The following is a 17,020-nucleotide window of genomic DNA, read 5'->3' on the forward strand; positions in this document are numbered from 1 at the left end:
CCGATCATTAACTGCTGAACTTGTTTAAATTCTGCTGCCATCCCTGTTCAATTCCGTCCGTTTCTTCAGACATTTCTTCAAAAGCTGCGGTTAACGGGCAGTAGCGGACAATACCTTCAGCTACTTTCATTGACGCAAGAACCACAAGCATAGGGTGGACTTCTTTTGTCTTATTTGCTCGAATGGTTAGTAATGTCAGCATGCTAAGACCAGCTGTAATACGAACCATTGAGTTGATGATGCCAATATTTGGCTTCATGATCGGCTTCCTCCTTACCACTTAGAGACTTCCTGTGTTACCATAGTACATATTGAAACAGAGGAGGACGCTCCATGAATGAAACACGATTCCGTTGGCGTAACCGGCAGCTGCGTGAACACGCAAGCGTCATGGATGGTACGCATGCGCCAACCAAGTTAATTAAACATACCACTTACTTAAATGTGTATTTAAAGCAATGGATGACTGGACATATATGGTTGTATGAAGACCGCATCATTTATACCGGTTCGGAGCTTCCTGCCAATTTAGAAGGAACAGAAATCATTGATGGAAAGGACAGTTATATTGTCCCTGGGTATATCGAACCCCACGCCCATCCTTTTCAATTATATAATCCCCGAAGCTTAGCGGAATATGCAGCGCGCACAGGTACCACATCATTAATCAACGATAACCTCATGTGGCTTTTTTTAACAAAAAAAGAGAAAGCGTTTTCGCTGCTTGAAGAATTTATGGATTTACCGGCCACGATGTACTGGTGGGCACGCTTTGATCCCCAGTCTGTCTTAAGAGACGAAGAGCGTGAAGCCTTTGACGAACAAGTTCTTGCCTGGATTGAACACGATGCTGTCATTCAGGGTGGTGAACTCACCGCCTGGCCGGACGTCTTATATAAAGGTGATGAACAGATCCTGCACTGGATGCAGGAGACGAAACGCGCCCGCAAGCCGCTTGAGGCTCACTTACCTGGGGCCAGTGAAAAAACACTTGTGAAAATGCGTCTTTTAGGCATGGATTCAGAACACGAATCCATGACAGCCGATGATGTAATTAAACGGCTTTCGGTTGGTTACCAGACAGGAATCCGCTATTCCTCCATACGGCCAGATCTGCCGCAGATTTTTGAGGGACTGAAAGAAAAGAATCATCATCACTATGATCACATGATGTACACTACCGATGGATCAACGCCTGGCTTCTATCGTGAAGGACTGATCAATATGTGCATACGGCTTGCTATAGAAGCGGGTGTACCTGTGATTGATGCTTATATGATGGCCACCTATCAGCCAGCTCGTCATTTTAACATTGAAAATCGTGTAGGCAGTATTAATTCAGGACGAGTAGCTCACTTGAACTTTTTAACGAAGCCGGAGGACCCAACTCCACATTCAGTTATCGCTAAAGGGGAGTGGGTAAAGCGCGATGGAGAGGATATCACACCCGAAAACTCCATTCAGTGGAAAAAGAACGGCATTGATCATCTAAATCTGGACTGGGACATGAACGAACAGGATATGCAGTTCTCTATGCCAATTGGGATGGAGATGGTGAATGATGTCATTATGAAACCCTATGCGATTGATATTGATACATCTGCGGCGCAACTTCCCGACGATACGGATGAAGCCTTTCTCATGCTCATGGACCGGGAGGGTAAATGGACCGTTAACACCCTGCTCAAAGGGTTCACGGATTCCCTTGGTGCTCTAGCAAGCTCTTATTCCAACACGGGGGACCTTATCCTGATTGGAAAATCGCGTGCGGATATTGAAAAAGCGTTTAACCGAATGAAAGAAATTGGTGGTGGAATCGTGCTCGTTGATCAAGGGAAAGTTGTCTTTGAGCTGCCTCTTCCGCTTGGCGGGATCATGTCCGATCTGCCGCTTGAGGATTTGATGCAGGAAGAAAGCAAGCTGAAGGAGTATTTGAAGGATTACGGGTTTTCATTCTCAGATCCTGTGTACACCCTGCTTTTCTTATCTTCGATGCATTTGCCCTATATTCGAATCACACCGCTTGGTATCATGGACGTGAAAAAGAAAGAAGTACTCTATCCTTCCATCATGAGATAGTATAGAATGATATGAAAAAAATGATGAGGGAAGTGCGAGATGAGAAGGTTAACCTGGATGCTGCTGTTTGGTTGTGTGCTGATGCCTCTGCAGGCCTGCGCGGGAGGAGCCCCTCAGGAGCCGGCACCATCATCAGAAGCCCCTGATGGGGTTTCTAAAGAAAATGAGGAGCTTGAAGATGATGGAGACGTTTTTCCATTAACCGGAGAACCGGCTGAGGGGCAGGCGGATCATCGGGTGGTTTCTGTGATGATTAATAATCATACAAAAGCCCGGCCTCAATCCGGCTTAAGCCAGGCAGATATCGTTTTTGAAGTATTGGCAGAAGCGCAGATCACCCGTTTTTTAGCTTTGTTTCATAGTCAACTACCTGATACAATAGGACCAGTGAGAAGTGCCAGACCGTATTACAATGAGCTGGCTGCTGGATTCAATGCGCTGTATGTGTATCACGGAGCATCTACAGCGATCAATCGTTATGTCGCTGAAAGCGGTATCCCTTATCTTGACGGGGCAGGCTATGACAACAACGGCTGGCTATTTGAACGGTCCAGCGAAAGAAAAGCTCCCCACAATTCCTATTTGCGGACTCAGGGGATTGAGCGATTCATGAAAGAAAAGGGATACGAGAAACCTGAGAGCATCGAGGCGTTACCTTTTGAAAAAGAAAACGGGGAAACCTCGGAAGGATCCTTCGTCGAAGAAGTAAGGATTATTTACTCCGAGCGCCCTGAAGAAACGGTTACTTATACAGTTCGTGGGGCAGATGGGCGGTTTGAGCGTTCGAGTGACGGAGAACCATCGGTTGATCAGTTGAACGGAGAACGGTTAACTGTAGATAACGTCTGGATCGTTGAGACAAAACATGCGATTATTGATTCACAAGGCCGGCGGGCAATAGATTTAACTTCCGGTGGAAACGGGTATCTACTACAAAATGGGAAAATAATAGAGGCAGAATGGAAAAACGTGAACGGAAGGCTCCTGCCTTATCGAGACGGACGCCCTATTCGCTTCACCCCGGGCAAAACCTGGGTAAATATTATCCCGGAGCAAGCAAGAATAGAAACCACATATAGAAAGTAACCAAGGAGGAATCTTGACACATGCAGATTGATAAACTACGCGGGAAGACGCTGGATCAATTGTTCGAAGCGATTCTTTCTCTGCAGAATGTGGAAGAATGTTACGAATTTTTTGATGATCTGGCGACTATGAATGAAGTTCAATCCCTGGCTCAGCGCCTTGAGGTTGCCCGTATGCTTAGAGATGGATATACGTATCATAAAATCGAAACGGAAACAGGTGCGTCCACCGCAACCATTTCACGTGTGAAGCGTTGTTTGAACTACGGCAACGATGCCTATACCCAGGCGCTTGATCGTGTTCAGGAAAAGAAAACGGAATAAGTCAGCAGGAGACAGTCCAATTCGTGTACTAAGTTGGGCTGTTTTTTTGTATCTGCTATTTTAAACATCTTGTTAAATTTCATAATAGGCTTATTAAGCAATAGGGCCGGTTACTGTAAGACTCGACTTCGAGATATGTTTGGTCCGTTGCTAATATGGAGAGGGGCTGGCTACGGAAACAACTCGCTTTCCTGCGGGGGAACTGGCAAGCCTCCTCGGTCGCTTCACTCCCTGTGGGGTCTCGCCTAGCTCCTTCTCCCGCGGGAGTCTCCTTGTTTCCTTCACCACCCTATGATTGAAGAGTGAACGGCCCCTTTCTATATGCGATTGATCCGGCTCAAATGCTTCTATAGCGGGAAGTAACCACACATACACGCTCATGGTTATAAGTTTGAGCTCCATATATCGCAAGGTCCGGAGGGGGACGACGAAGACTCCTAGGTTAAAAGCGGAAGCACCTTGGTCAGCGTCGTATGGACTGGACTGAGCTGTCGGAGATAAAGAAAACACGAAGAGCGGAGCGATTCGATGTTGCCTTATCGTACAGAAGTGAGGGAAGTCTCACTAGACGCTAGGTGCTGGAGCTGGATAGCTCTCCATGTCGTTTATGTTCTGATATTTGATTAAGACTAAAAAAAGTGTAAGAACGGGATGAACATGATCGGTGAGATCCCGCAGGGCTGTTAAGCCCGAGGAAGCTCCCCCCGGAAGAAGTTCGACTAAGAACGCCACGTCGTGTGGCAACGTCGAACGACCCTGTGTCGTGCAGGGCCGGAAAGCGAAGTCGTCCCCCGAAGGACGTTCCGCTCAACAACTATCTCGAAATCAAGTTTTACAAAAAGGGAGCTTTACTGGAAGGTTAGCAGGGAGATTTTTAACAGAGTGGAACTTATATATGAAGAATGGAGTGTTGGTGATGAAGGCTGTGTTTGTAGATAAGTGGAACAATGAATATGTTCCAAATCGGACGGAGTGGAAGCCGGAGGAAGGTGTTTTCCGGATGAAGCCCTATCCTGTGGACTTTCCAATAAAGAAGATTAAAGAAAGACAGGCATCCATGTGGCGCTATCAGGAAGCTTTGCCTTTTGAAAAAGCGGATACATACGCCTCTATTACTCTGGGGGAAGGGATGACCCCGCTTGTCCCCCTGGATGCTGATCATCCGAACCTTTTCATGAAAATGGATTACCTCATGCCTACGGGTTCTTTTAAAGACCGAGGAGCTGCTGTTTTAATCGCAAAAGCGAAAGAACTCGGCGTATCTTCTGTCATTGCCGACAGCAGCGGTAATGCCGGCACAGCTATTGCAGCCTACAGCGCAAGAGCCGGAATGAACTGCCGTATCTACGTCCCGGCTTCAACTTCTGAAAAAAAGCTCGCCCAGATCGAGGCTCACGGGGCTTATATTCATAAGATTCCCGGATCACGTGAGGATACGGCACAGGCAGCCAAAAATGCAGTGGAAAATGAAAATCTCTACTATGCCAGTCACGTGTACAATCCCTTTTTCTACGAAGGTACGAAGACATTTGCCTTTGAAATTTGGGAGCAGCTCGGAGAAAAAGTGCCCGACTCCCTCATTCTTCCGGTCGGGAATGGAACGCTTCTGCTTGGAGCTTATATTGGATTTCAAAATTTAAAAGAAGCCGGGGTCACCAACCGCCTGCCTAGAATAATAGGTGTCCAGTCAGAATCCTGTGCGCCAATTGCCGAGGCTTTTATAAGCGGAGAGTCAGTGAGTCCGGTAGAGAATAAAGGTACGCTCGCTGAAGGAATTGCCATTGCTGATCCGATGCGTGGGGAAGAGATTATCGAAGCAGTTAAAGATACAAGGGGCACGATCGTGACAGCGCCGGAGGGTGATATAAAGGCCGCGCGGCAGGAACTTGCCGGGAAAGGTTTCTATGTAGAACCCACCACTGCTGCAACATATGCAGCTTATCAGAAATATGAAGCTGAGATCGTTCATCCCGATGAAACGATAGTGATGGTGTTGTGCGGCACAGGCTTGAAGAAATAGCTTCTAAGGAGGGCAGGACAGGCATAGGTTAGAAGAAACCTGTCCAAAAAGGGGATTTTTATGATGAAATCCTTATTGAAAAAAGGTCTGATGATCTTGTTAGGAAGCTTATTTATATCGCTTGGCATAAACTTTTTCCTCATGCCGGATCATGTTCTTGATGGGGGGATGATCGGAGTTGGCCTGATTGCCAATTATGTCTGGGGATTAAAAGTAGGGTTCACCATCATTTTATGCAGTATCCCGATTTTTACCTTTGCCTGGTTCAGGTATCGCGCTTATTTTTATAACAGTCTTCATGGGCTGCTCATCTCCTCCTTTTTCATTGATATTCTTCATGGGCTCAGAGCTTATCATCTGCCGCTTGATCCAGCTCTCAGTTCCATCGTTGGCGGTGCGTTCGTAGGAGGAGGAATCGGACTGATGCTCCGCCATAAGACAAGCACCGGCGGAACAGATCTTCTTGCCCAAATGATTGCAGATATTTCACGAATGAACGTCGGTTTTGTCATTTTCTTCATTGACCTTATGATCATTGGGATAAGCGGTTATGTTTTTTCCATGGAGACGCTGCTTTTATCTACAATTACTATATTAAGTGTGGGGCTGGTGACGATGCTCTGCACGTCGTCCAGGTTATTCCCGAGTCGTTCAATTTTAGATTGAGCGGCTTTTTTGTGTTGAAATAAAAAAGTAGCTGGATGCGGGCTTTTGTGCGCATGGGCAGGCAGACATAAAACATTCGGTAATTTATCTCCCTTATCCATTCAACCCAGTAAGCAAAGTTTGCTATAATAAGTGAATGGACAAAAGTTTTTTTGGAGGACGGAAATGAACAAACTGAGTGAGTGGAAGCATGTCTTCAAACTCGATCCGCAAAAGAATTTATCGGATCATGACCTGCAGTTAATCTTGGAATCAGGTACGGATGCTGTGATTATTGGAGGCACGGACGGTGTAACCTTTGAAAATGTGAGTGATTTGTTCGACCGCGTCCAGCCATACGACGTGCCCTGTTTATTGGAAGTTTCAGATATAGAAGTAATTGCTCCCGAATTCGATGGGTATCTCATTCCTATGGTACTGAACAGCCGTGAGAAAAAATGGATGTTCGATGTTCATCATAAAGCGGTGAAGGAGTACGGCGATATAATGGACTGGGATCAAATCGTGGTCGAAGGTTATTGCGTCCTGAATGAAGAAGCTAAGGTTTTCAAGCATGCCGAATGTTATCTCCCTGAGGAAGAGGATGTTCTCGCTTATGCGAGGATGGTTGAGCATATGTTTCATTTGCCTGTTTTTTACTTAGAATACAGCGGCACCTACGGAGACCCTGAGCTTGTTAGAAAGATAAAGAATGAACTACAACATACAACAGTCGTTTACGGCGGCGGGATCCGTTCCAGTGAGCAGGCAGAAGAAATGAGTGCCTGTGCAGACGTGATCGTCGTCGGCAACGTGCTGTACGAAGACCTTGATGCTGCGTTGAAAACAGTCAGAGCAGCGAAAAATTCTAATTTTTGAGTTAAGGATGGTGTACGATGGCACAAGCAATAAATGCCTTGATTAAAGGCTTGAATGAACAACAAAGAAATGCAGTGACTCATACAGAAGGACCTTTACTGATCATGGCAGGGGCAGGAAGTGGGAAAACCCGCGTACTGACGCACCGGATTGCCTATTTATTAAGTGAGAAAGATGCAGCTCCCCGAAATATTCTTGCGATTACTTTTACGAATAAAGCTGCCCGCGAGATGAAGGATCGGGTGGAGTCGCTTGTGGGAAAAGATGGAGAAAAGATCTGGATGTCCACCTTCCACTCTATGTGTGTAAGGATCTTGAGGCGTGACATCGACCGGATTGGTTATGACCGTAATTTTTCGATCCTTGATTCGAGCGATCAGCTTTCCGTGATCAAGCAAGTATTGAAAGGATTTAATCTTGATCCGAAACGGTGGGACCCAAGAGCGATGCTTGGGGCCATCAGTAATTCGAAAAACGAACTGCTGACGCCGGAAGACTATGAACAGAAAGCTGGCAATATGCATGAAGAGCAAATTGCCAAGATTTATAAAGGCTATCAGAAGAAGCTTCGCAAAAACCAGTCGCTCGATTTTGATGATCTCATCATGCAGACCTTGTCGTTATTTGACCGGGTGCCGGAAGTGCTGGAATATTACCAGCGCAGGTTCCAGTATATTCACGTTGATGAGTATCAGGATACGAACCACGCCCAGTATCAATTAGTCAAGCAGCTCGCCAGCCGGTATAAGAATTTGTGTGTGGTAGGGGATTCCGACCAGTCGATTTACGCCTGGCGCGGAGCGGACATTCAGAACATCCTCAATTTTGAGAGTGATTATCCGAATGCCCGTACCATTCTGCTTGAACAAAACTACCGCTCCACCGAGCTGATTCTGAATGCAGCTAACAATGTGATCGATAATAACAGCGGACGTAAGCCGAAGCGGCTGTGGACGGATAACGCCGGCGGTGAAAAAATTCATTACCATCAGGCGAACACCGAGCGCGAAGAAGCTCTGTTTGTTACTGATAAAATTGAAGATTTAATCAGGCAGGGACGTTTTCAATATAAAGATGCAGCCATTTTATACCGGACGAATGCCCAGTCCCGTACCATTGAGGAGACTTTCGTAAAAGCCGGGGTACCTTACCAAATGATCGGCGGCACGAAGTTCTACGATCGTAAAGAGATTAAGGACATGCTTGCCTATCTTCGTCTGATCGCGAATCCGAATGATGATCTCAGTTTCCAGCGTGTGGTGAATGAACCGAAGCGCGGCGTTGGTAAGACGAGCATGGATAAGATGATGGCTTATGCAGCGGATCACGACATTTCTTTATATGAAGCGGCAGCGGAAGTTGACTTCGTAGGTGTAAGTGCAAAAGCAGCCAAGGCGATCATGGCTTTCCGGAAAATGATCCAAAACTGGACCCAGCAGCAGGAATTTCTGTCTGCCACCGATATGGTGCAGGATGTTATTACGAAAACAGGATATGAAGAAATGCTGAAGAATGAGAAAAGTATAGAGGCGCAAAGCCGTCTTGAGAATATAGAAGAATTCAAATCGGTCACGAAGAACTTTGAAGAAAACAGTGAAGATAAGACACTCGTTGCCTTTTTGACGGATCTTGCCCTGATTGCGGATATCGATTCCATGAATGAAGACCCTAGTAGTGATGATACGGTTACGCTGATGACGCTTCACTCCGCCAAAGGTCTTGAATTTCCGCTTGTTTTCCTCATAGGGATGGAAGAGAATGTGTTTCCGCACAGCCGGGCCCTGATGGAAGAGGAAGAGATGGAAGAAGAGCGCCGCCTCGCTTATGTAGGCATTACCAGGACAGAGAAACAGCTGTTCATTACCCATGCGAAAATGCGTACGTTGTACGGCCGGACGAATATGAATCCGATCAGCCGTTTTATCAATGAAATTCCGGAGGATCTTGTAGAAGGTAAAGAACAGCCGGAAGAGCTGCCATTCTTCAATAAAAAACGTGAACCTGCAGGAGCGCAGGGCTCGGCACCGCAGCCGAAGAAGCGGGCTGCGAAGAAATCACAGCCGAAAGAATCTACCGGCGGTGAGAAAATTACATGGAATCCTGGTGATAAAGCTGCCCATAAAAAATGGGGCGAAGGAACCGTTGTGAATGTGCAGGGTGAAGGGGATGCGATGGAGCTCGATATCGCTTTTCCAGCTCCAACCGGCATTAAGCGATTACTTGCACGGTATGCACCGATAACGAAAGCGTAAGGAAGTGGGATAGTTATGAACGCAGATGAAGCAAAGAAAAAGATTGATTCTCTAAGAGAAGAATTAGAGCAATACCGCTATGAATATCACACGCTCGATGCCCCAAGCGTTCCTGACTATGAATATGATCAGAAAATGCAGGAGCTGATAGAGCTTGAGGAGGAGTTTCCAGATTTTCAAACAGCAGACTCTCCTTCTCAGCGCGTCGGCGGTGCACCACTGGATGCATTTGTGAAGGTGCAGCACGACGTGCCAATGCTGAGTCTTGGTAATGCTTTTGACGATCAGGAACTGCGAGATTTCGACCGCAGGGTGCGCGGAGGGACCGATGAAGATGTGAGCTATGTATGCGAATTAAAAATAGATGGTCTCGCCGTTTCCCTCCGTTACGAGGATGGTGTATTCGTTCGTGGAGCCACACGAGGCGACGGGACGACCGGTGAAGATATTACGAAAAACCTCCGCACCATCCGTAATATTCCGCTCAGACTAAAGCAGCCCGAAACTCTTGAAGTTCGAGGCGAAGCGTATATGCCGAAGCAATCCTTCAACGCTTTGAATGAAGCACGTGAAGAACGCGGGGATGAGCCATTTGCTAATCCAAGAAACGCAGCAGCAGGTTCTTTGCGCCAGCTTGATCCAAAGATTGCAGCGAAGCGTAATCTGGATATTTTCCTTTACGGAATTGGTCAATGGCAGGATGAGTCCTCCGAGGCCCACAGTGAACGTCTGGAGCAAATGGAGAAGCTCGGTCTTAAAACGAATCCGGAATGGAAGAAGTGTAACGATATTGATGAAGTAATCGACTATGTTCATAGCTGGGTAGAAAAGCGCAAGGATCTTGATTATGAAATAGACGGGATCGTTATTAAGGTGGATCGTCTGGATCAGCAGGACACGCTTGGCTTTACCGCTAAAAGCCCCCGCTGGGCGACAGCTTATAAGTTTCCAGCAGAAGAAGCGATTACGACTCTTAAGGATATTGAACTGAGTGTCGGACGTACAGGTGTTGTGACGCCTACCGCGATTTTAGAGCCGGTCAAAGTAGCGGGCACAACCGTTCAGCGTGCTTCTCTTCATAATGAGGACCTGATTCGAGAACGCGATATTCGCATCGGCGACACCGTTGTTATTAAGAAAGCCGGTGACATCATTCCAGAAGTGGTTCGTGTCTTAGAGGATGAGCGAAGCGGTGAAGAAGAACCGTACCATATGCCGGAACTGTGCCCGGAATGCGAAAGCAAGCTCGTTCGTCTAGAAGAAGAAGTCGCCTTGCGCTGCATTAACCCAAACTGTCCGGCTCAGCTCAGGGAAGCTCTCATCCACTTCGTATCCCGGAATGCCATGGATATTGAAGGTCTTGGGGAGAAAGTAATTGCCCAGCTGTTCAGAGAAAAGCTGATTCACAACATCGCAGACTTGTACAAGCTGGAGCGCGAAGAACTGTTGAAGCTTGAGCGTATGGGTGAAAAATCAGTTCAGAACTTATTAAACTCGATTGAAACATCCAAGGAAAATTCACTGGAACGGTTGTTGTTCGGGCTCGGTGTCCGTTATGTAGGCACAAAAGCAGCCAATACTCTCGCCCAGGAATTTGGTCATATGGATGATTTAGCAGCTGCCGATGCTGAAACACTCGAAGGTATTCCAGAAATCGGTGAGAAAATGGCTGACTCAATTGCGAGATATTTTGATAAACCTCAGGTCATCCAGTTATTGGAAGAGTTGAAGCAGCTCGGGATTAATATGGAGTATAAAGGAGTAAGGAAGCAGGAAGCACCTGCGGATTCTCCGTTTGCGGACAAAACAGTCGTCATTACAGGTAAGATGGAAGACTACAAACGATCTGATATTAAGAGCATCGTGGAAGAACTGGGCGGAAACGTCACCGGAAGTGTCAGTAAGAAGACGGATATCCTGATTGCTGGAGCAGATGCCGGCTCGAAGTATACCAAGGCAGAAGAGCTAGGTGTGGAGATATGGGACGAAGAGCAGTTCAAACAAGCGGCAACTCAGTCGGAATAAAACAGACAGGCGCCACTCCTGACATGTAAATGAGTGGAGCCTTGGGGACAAGCAGGAAAGCCCGGCACAATTCACGGCAGATCATCGTTTCACGTAATTACATGGGGAGTGGGAAACATGAGGAAGTGGCATGCACTATTGGTTGGTTTATTGCTTTTGGTTAGCGCGTGTACGCCAGTGTTTGATAATAAGGATGAAGTCACTCAAGAAACAAAGGATAAAAACAGTAACCAGTCCTCGATCGTTCCGAATCATAGTATCTCGGAAGAAACATACCGCATGATTTTATCGGAAGATCGTTCCAAAGTATCAAAAGCCCGTTCGGTCACGGTGAATCAAATGGGGAACCGGATGGACATCGCCGAGTTTGAACAAGGACTCAGGCGGCATTCTAAGGAATACTACGATCCGGAGGAATACTTTTTTCAGCCTGGACAATTTCTGAGCGGAGATACACTGCTTAGCTGGTTGTCTAGATACGAAGAGGGAGAAGAAGGATTGAATCCGGAGCTTGAAGAAGACGAAGCGACCGCTGAACAGTTCCGGAAAAATCCTAAATATATATCGAACATTGTGGAGCAGGATTACCTGGTTAAAAAAGATGATGATGTCGTGGAGTTAGAAGGGATAACTATTGGTATTTCCCTGCGAACGGTCTACAACTTCACGGCTGAAGGAAGAGATTATAAAGAAGACCACTCTACAGAAGAGCTTTTGAAAAAGGGGAAAGAATATGCTGGAACGATTCTAAAGCGACTGAGAGAACGGGAAGAGCTGAAGAACGTACCGGTAGTGTTTGCTCTTTATGAAGAAGAAGAAGCTAGTTCCGAGGTTCCTGGGCAATTTTTGACTAAAACCATGGTTAAAGGCTCTTCCTCTTCTATTGGGGACTGGAAAGACATTGATGAAAAACACGTGCTTTTCCCTTCGAAGGAAGCAGAGAATGATTACTTTGAAGATTCACAGATTTTCTCTGATTTCCGCGATGAAGTATCCGATTACTTCCCGAACTTCGTAGGTATGATTGCCAACGGATTTTATGTAAATGACGAACTTCAGCAAGTGTCAATTGATATTCCGATTCAGTTCCATTCCCAGTCAGAAGTCGTCGGCTTCACTCAGTATGTGTACGGCCTTGTGGTTGAGATGTTCCCTGACCATTACGATGTAGAAGTGAAAATTAACAGTATGGATCAACAGGAAAGCCTCATTGTCCAACAGGGAGGCGAAGAGGAACCTTTCGTTCATATCTATGAATAAATATCTTAGCCGCGTGGATGCTAAACATCGACGCGGCTTTTTATATGGTGATGAGAACCTGCAAATTTCGAGAAAATACGAGTTACTATGCTTATATATGCGAAATTAAACTATGTGAAGAGTTGTATTCTATACAAGTATTTAAACCGAACTAAATGAGATTATTTGCAGTTATTTAATTTGTGGAAGAGAAGAAGTTGCGGTAAAATAAGCTTTGGAAAAGTCGTGGTAATTTTCAGGAAAATTACCCGGCGTCTGTATGTATTTATTCCTTTAGGAGGCGGGTAACCATGGTGGTCCCTTATAAACATGAACCATTTACCGATTTCAGTATTGAAGAAAATCGCAGAGCCCTTGAATCTGCCATTAAGCAGGTGGAAGCAGAACTAGGCAGGACGTACCCTTTGATTATCGGCGGCGAACGAATTATGACCGATGACAAAATTGAAGTTGTAAATCCAGCAGATAAGAAAGAAGTTATTGGATACGTAGCGAAAGCCAAACAGGATCTCGCAGAAAAAGCACATAGAATTGCAGACGAAACCTTTAGCTGGTGGCGCAAAACAAAAGCTCAGTTCCGTGCTGACATCTTATTCCGTGCCGCAGCCATTGTCCGCCGGCGTAAGCATGAGTTTACAGCTCATCTTGTTAAAGAAGGCGGTAAACCCTGGAAAGAAGCAGACGCCGATACAGCGGAAGCTATCGATTTTATGGAGTTTTACGGGCGCCAGATGCTTGAGATTGATAAAGGTGTAGAAATCAATTCCCGTCCGATCGAAAATAACCGGTTCCACTACATCCCGCTTGGTGTAGGTGTAGTTATTTCTCCGTGGAACTTCTTGTTTGCAATTATGTGTGGGACGACCACCGCAGCTATGGTCTCCGGCAACACGGTTTTACTCAAACCGGCAAGCTCCACACCTATTATTGCTTATAAAATGATGGAGGTACTGGAGGAAGCTGGTCTTCCCGCCGGAGTCATCAATTACATCCCCGGCAGCGGGAAAGAAGTGGGCGATTACCTAGTTGACCACCCTCGGACTCGATTTATCAGTTTTACTGGATCCCGCGAAGTCGGCACACGGATCTTTGAACGAGCGGCTAAAGTTCATGAAGGACAAAAGTGGCTGAAGCGGACCATTATCGAAATGGGCGGTAAAGATACGATTATCGTTGATAAGGATTCTGATCTTGAATTAGCTGCGGACGCGATTACTTATTCTGCTTTTGGATTCTCTGGTCAAAAATGTTCGGCATGCTCCCGGGTTGTGGCTCATGAAGCTGTGTACGATGAACTGCTCGAGCGTGTCGTCCAAAAAACGAAAGCTGAAGTAAGTCATGGTAACCCTGCGGATAACCGTTCTTACATGGGGCCGGTCATTGATCAGGGAGCTTATGACAAGATCCTCAATTATATTGAGGTCGGTAAGAAAGAAGGGAAGCTGATGGCGGGAGGAAAAGGCGATGACAGCAAAGGCTGGTTTATTGAGCCCACCGTTTTCGCAGATCTGGCTCCTGACAGTACAATCATGCAGGAAGAAATCTTTGGACCTGTGGTAGGGTTTACGAAAGCTTCCTCTTTTGATGAAGCGTTGGAAATTGCCAATAACACAGAGTATGGTCTAACCGGTGCTGTGATTACCAATAACCGTCAGCACATTGAAAAGGCAAGGGAAGATTTCCATGTTGGAAACTTATACTTTAACCGCGGCTGTACGGCGGCGATTGTCGGCTACCATCCATTTGGAGGATTTAATATGTCCGGTACTGACTCCAAAGCCGGTGGCCCTGACTACTTGTACCACCATATGCAAGGAAAGACCACTTCTGAAATGCTGTAAATCATAATAAAACCCATCCTCTGCGATAAATAAAAGCGGAGAATGGGTTTTTTTTAGAAAATGGAGCATACTACATGTAGTCGCAGATAAGAACAATTAGATAAAAAATGGTAAACGCGCCAAAAAAATTTAAAAAAATTAATGAATGTTTATAGTTAAATCCGCTAATATTTGTATATAAATACAATATTAACGCATAAAAATTCACATTCGATAATATGTCTCAATTTTTGCAATGTTCTTGTAATTATACTATGATATAGTTGTACTTGTGTTTGACTTTTGAGACTTCTATGACTTATGTATCACAAGTAAAAACTATTGCATAGGAGTGCATATTACGACATACAGGAGGTGAAAATGTGTTTGAACTAGCGACTGCAGCTGCTTCATATTCCATTTCAGGGGCGACCTGGTTCTGGTTGTTTGTCCCTATGCCTATCTTAATTATCTTATCCATTATTTCATTATTTACTGAGAGGAGCGACTAAAAAAACATGAGTACAGCAACGTTAATAACGTTTATTATTTATCTAATTGGTATGCTTGGTATTGGATTTGCCGCATATCGTTTAACTAGTGATTTATCTGACTATGTATTAGGCGGCCGCCGTCTCGGTCCAGGAGTAGCCGCACTTAGTGCCGGTGCCTCTGATATGAGTGGCTGGTTACTATTAGGTCTTCCAGGTGCGATTTACGCATCAGGTTTATCCGAGGCTTGGATTGGTGTAGGTCTCGCTATTGGTGCTTATCTAAACTGGCAGTTTGTGGCCCGCCGCCTGCGTGTATTTACAGAAGTGGCCAACGATTCCATTACGGTACCGGACTACCTTGAAAACCGTTTCCGTGATAAATCTCACGTTCTGCGTGTTATTTCCGCAGCCGTTATCTTATTATTCTTCACATTCTACACCTCTTCCGGTATGGTTGCCGGCGCGAAGCTGTTCGAAGCTTCCTTTGCATTAAGTTATACACAAGCTCTTTGGCTTGGAGCTATTGTAACGATATCATATACCTTCCTTGGAGGATTCCTTGCTGTAAGCTGGACAGACTTTGTTCAGGGTATCCTTATGTTCCTGGCTCTAATTGCCGTGCCAATTGTAGCTATTTCTGAACTGGGCGGCTGGAACAATGCCGTCAATGCTGTCGGTCAAATCGACCCGGCTCACTTAAACATGGTACAGGGAGTAGGCGCATTAGCTATTATTTCATCTCTAGCCTGGGGTCTTGGTTATTTCGGGCAGCCTCACATTCTTGTACGTTTCATGGCCCTTCGTTCACCTAAAGATGTTCCGAAAGCCCGCTTTATCGGTGTAGGCTGGATGGTTCTAGGTCTTTACGGTGCGATCTTCACAGGTCTTGTTGGACTTGCTTACATTAACACAGCTGATGTTGGCGATTTGAGTACGTTTAATGCAGAAGTTATGAGTGAAGGCGGCGTGCAGATGCTTGCCGATGCTGAGAAGATCTTCATAACCTTCTCACAAATTCTATTCCATCCTGTCATCGCAGGTATCCTGCTTGCAGCTATTCTTTCTGCAATCATGAGTACGATTGACTCTCAGCTGCTTGTATCTTCTTCTGCTCTTGCAGAGGACTTCTATAAAGCGCTGTTCCGTCCAAATGCAACTGAGCGTGAACTTGTATGGGTTGGACGTGTTGCGGTTGCCGGTATCGCATTAATTGCCGTATTGATTGCCGGAAACCCGGACAGTTCTGTACTTGATCTTGTATCTTATGCCTGGGCAGGATTCGGTGCCGCATTCGGTCCGATCATCATCTTGTCCTTGTTCTGGAAAGGCATCACCCGTAACGGTGCGCTTGCCGGTATTATTGTCGGTGCGGTAACTGTTGTTGTATGGGGTGACTTCCTGAGCGGCGGTATCTTTGATCTTTATGAAATCGTACCTGGTTTCATCTTGAACTTAATTGTAGCCATTGCAGTTAGTGCTGCGGGTGAGCCGCCGAAAGAAATTATTGAAGAATTTGATGAAGCAGCCCGTCGTTAATTCGATGAACCTGCTTAAAAAAGATCCCTGCTTGCAGGGGTCTTTTTTATTTCGCTCTTTTAATGTCTAATGTTGATTTTTAGTAAAAGACTTGTTAAAGAAAAGGACCGTTTAGTGTGAGGCTCAGTTTCGAGATATTGGGTTAGAGTGAAGGTCCTACGGGGGACGATTTCGCTTTCCTCGGGCATGTGCTGAGCTTCCTCGGGCTTAACAGCCCTGCGGGATCTCACCGATCATGTTCATCCCGCAGGAGTCTACATCGTCCCCCTCCGTACCTTGCCAAATAAGCAACTCGAAACCACTTAAGATATCTTCTTAATGCACAAAATGAGCATGGGAGCATGAGGATTTGTCATGCTATAAAGATGGGGAATAGCCTGTCATAGAAGCATTTAAGACCAGTTAAGAAAAAGAGCACTCTCTATTCTGGCAGGGTTCGTTATTCTTCTGTGGCTGGGTTGGTGGGAAATGGCGCATACCCGTCAAGCTAAGCTCATAATTTCGTATAACCCTTTATAAACGTTATCCTTCTTTGAAGAATTTTCTAAGAAAGGATGATCTTATGGGTATCAAAAAACACCTTCGGTCTATGGCTCAAGCT

At 45.8% G+C, this 17,020-nt stretch carries 13 protein-coding genes; 12 read left to right on the plus strand and 1 reads right to left on the minus strand.

Annotated elements, in window-relative coordinates; all coding sequences use genetic code 11:
- Positions 1 to 7: 7 nt before the first annotated feature.
- Positions 8 to 259 carry a YgaP family membrane protein gene (locus ACTWPM_RS08935; protein ID WP_443132710.1) on the minus strand — a complete coding sequence of 84 codons (252 nt, stop codon included), beginning with the start codon at positions 257 to 259 and terminating at the stop codon, positions 8 to 10.
- A gap of 74 nt (positions 260 to 333) precedes the next feature.
- On the opposite strand from ACTWPM_RS08935, the gene ACTWPM_RS08940 reads away from it, so the two are divergent.
- From ACTWPM_RS08940 to putP, 12 genes are all read left to right on the plus strand, one after another.
- On the plus strand, positions 334 to 2,079 hold the full coding sequence (locus ACTWPM_RS08940) for an adenine deaminase C-terminal domain-containing protein (RefSeq protein WP_443132711.1): 1,746 nt from the start codon (positions 334 to 336) through the stop codon (positions 2,077 to 2,079).
- 39 nt (positions 2,080 to 2,118) lie between these two features.
- The gene (locus tag ACTWPM_RS08945) at positions 2,119 to 3,165 is read left to right on the plus strand and encodes a DUF3048 domain-containing protein (RefSeq protein WP_443132712.1); all 1,047 of its coding nucleotides are present in this window, start codon (positions 2,119 to 2,121) and stop codon (positions 3,163 to 3,165) included.
- Between the two features lie 20 nt (positions 3,166 to 3,185).
- On the plus strand, positions 3,186 to 3,488 hold the full coding sequence (locus ACTWPM_RS08950) for a YerC/YecD family TrpR-related protein (RefSeq protein ID WP_014641879.1): 303 nt from the start codon (positions 3,186 to 3,188) through the stop codon (positions 3,486 to 3,488).
- Between the two features lie 916 nt (positions 3,489 to 4,404).
- On the plus strand, positions 4,405 to 5,508 hold the full coding sequence (gene thrC, locus ACTWPM_RS08955; RefSeq protein WP_443132713.1) for a threonine synthase: 1,104 nt from the start codon (positions 4,405 to 4,407) through the stop codon (positions 5,506 to 5,508).
- A 60-nt stretch (positions 5,509 to 5,568) separates the two neighbouring features.
- Positions 5,569 to 6,174 (plus strand): YitT family protein, encoded by a 606-nt coding sequence (locus ACTWPM_RS08960; protein ID WP_443132714.1) that lies wholly within the window; start codon positions 5,569 to 5,571, stop codon positions 6,172 to 6,174.
- 165 nt (positions 6,175 to 6,339) lie between these two features.
- Positions 6,340 to 7,032 (plus strand): heptaprenylglyceryl phosphate synthase, encoded by a 693-nt coding sequence (locus tag ACTWPM_RS08965; RefSeq protein ID WP_443132715.1) that lies wholly within the window; start codon positions 6,340 to 6,342, stop codon positions 7,030 to 7,032.
- Between the two features lie 17 nt (positions 7,033 to 7,049).
- A complete protein-coding gene (gene pcrA, locus ACTWPM_RS08970) occupies positions 7,050 to 9,284 on the plus strand; it encodes a DNA helicase PcrA (protein ID WP_443132716.1) in 2,235 nt (744 codons plus the stop codon).
- Positions 9,285 to 9,299: 15 nt separating this feature from the next.
- Positions 9,300 to 11,309, plus strand: a complete 2,010-nt coding sequence (ligA, locus tag ACTWPM_RS08975) for an NAD-dependent DNA ligase LigA (RefSeq protein ID WP_443132717.1) — start codon at positions 9,300 to 9,302, stop codon at positions 11,307 to 11,309.
- 117 nt (positions 11,310 to 11,426) lie between these two features.
- Positions 11,427 to 12,569 (plus strand): CamS family sex pheromone protein, encoded by a 1,143-nt coding sequence (locus ACTWPM_RS08980; RefSeq protein ID WP_443132718.1) that lies wholly within the window; start codon positions 11,427 to 11,429, stop codon positions 12,567 to 12,569.
- 290 nt (positions 12,570 to 12,859) lie between these two features.
- Positions 12,860 to 14,410, plus strand: coding sequence for an L-glutamate gamma-semialdehyde dehydrogenase (gene pruA / locus ACTWPM_RS08985; protein WP_443132719.1), 1,551 nt, complete (start codon positions 12,860 to 12,862; stop codon positions 14,408 to 14,410).
- A gap of 362 nt (positions 14,411 to 14,772) precedes the next feature.
- A complete protein-coding gene (locus ACTWPM_RS08990; RefSeq protein ID WP_443132720.1) occupies positions 14,773 to 14,901 on the plus strand; it encodes a hypothetical protein in 129 nt (42 codons plus the stop codon).
- A 6-nt stretch (positions 14,902 to 14,907) separates the two neighbouring features.
- Positions 14,908 to 16,419 (plus strand): sodium/proline symporter PutP, encoded by a 1,512-nt coding sequence (gene putP, locus ACTWPM_RS08995; protein ID WP_443132721.1) that lies wholly within the window; start codon positions 14,908 to 14,910, stop codon positions 16,417 to 16,419.
- Positions 16,420 to 17,020 lie beyond the last annotated feature (601 nt).

Origin of the sequence: Halobacillus sp. K22 (assembly GCF_052246795.1) — a bacterium.
GTDB lineage: Bacteria > Bacillota > Bacilli > Bacillales > Halobacillaceae > Halobacillus.

Bases quoted from the DNA above. Each gene is read 5' to 3' on its own strand.
- ACTWPM_RS08935 (WP_443132710.1), bottom strand. From the start codon at position 259: ATGAAGCCAAATATTGGCATCATCAACTCAATGGTTCGTATTACAGCT.
- ACTWPM_RS08940 (WP_443132711.1), top strand. From the start codon at position 334: ATGAATGAAACACGATTCCGTTGGCGTAACCGGCAGCTGCGTGAACAC.
- ACTWPM_RS08945 (WP_443132712.1), top strand. From the start codon at position 2,119: ATGAGAAGGTTAACCTGGATGCTGCTGTTTGGTTGTGTGCTGATGCCT.
- ACTWPM_RS08950 (WP_014641879.1), top strand. From the start codon at position 3,186: ATGCAGATTGATAAACTACGCGGGAAGACGCTGGATCAATTGTTCGAA.
- thrC (WP_443132713.1), top strand. From the start codon at position 4,405: ATGAAGGCTGTGTTTGTAGATAAGTGGAACAATGAATATGTTCCAAAT.
- ACTWPM_RS08960 (WP_443132714.1), top strand. From the start codon at position 5,569: ATGATGAAATCCTTATTGAAAAAAGGTCTGATGATCTTGTTAGGAAGC.
- ACTWPM_RS08965 (WP_443132715.1), top strand. From the start codon at position 6,340: ATGAACAAACTGAGTGAGTGGAAGCATGTCTTCAAACTCGATCCGCAA.
- pcrA (WP_443132716.1), top strand. From the start codon at position 7,050: ATGGCACAAGCAATAAATGCCTTGATTAAAGGCTTGAATGAACAACAA.
- ligA (WP_443132717.1), top strand. From the start codon at position 9,300: ATGAACGCAGATGAAGCAAAGAAAAAGATTGATTCTCTAAGAGAAGAA.
- ACTWPM_RS08980 (WP_443132718.1), top strand. From the start codon at position 11,427: ATGAGGAAGTGGCATGCACTATTGGTTGGTTTATTGCTTTTGGTTAGC.
- pruA (WP_443132719.1), top strand. From the start codon at position 12,860: ATGGTGGTCCCTTATAAACATGAACCATTTACCGATTTCAGTATTGAA.
- putP (WP_443132721.1), top strand. From the start codon at position 14,908: ATGAGTACAGCAACGTTAATAACGTTTATTATTTATCTAATTGGTATG.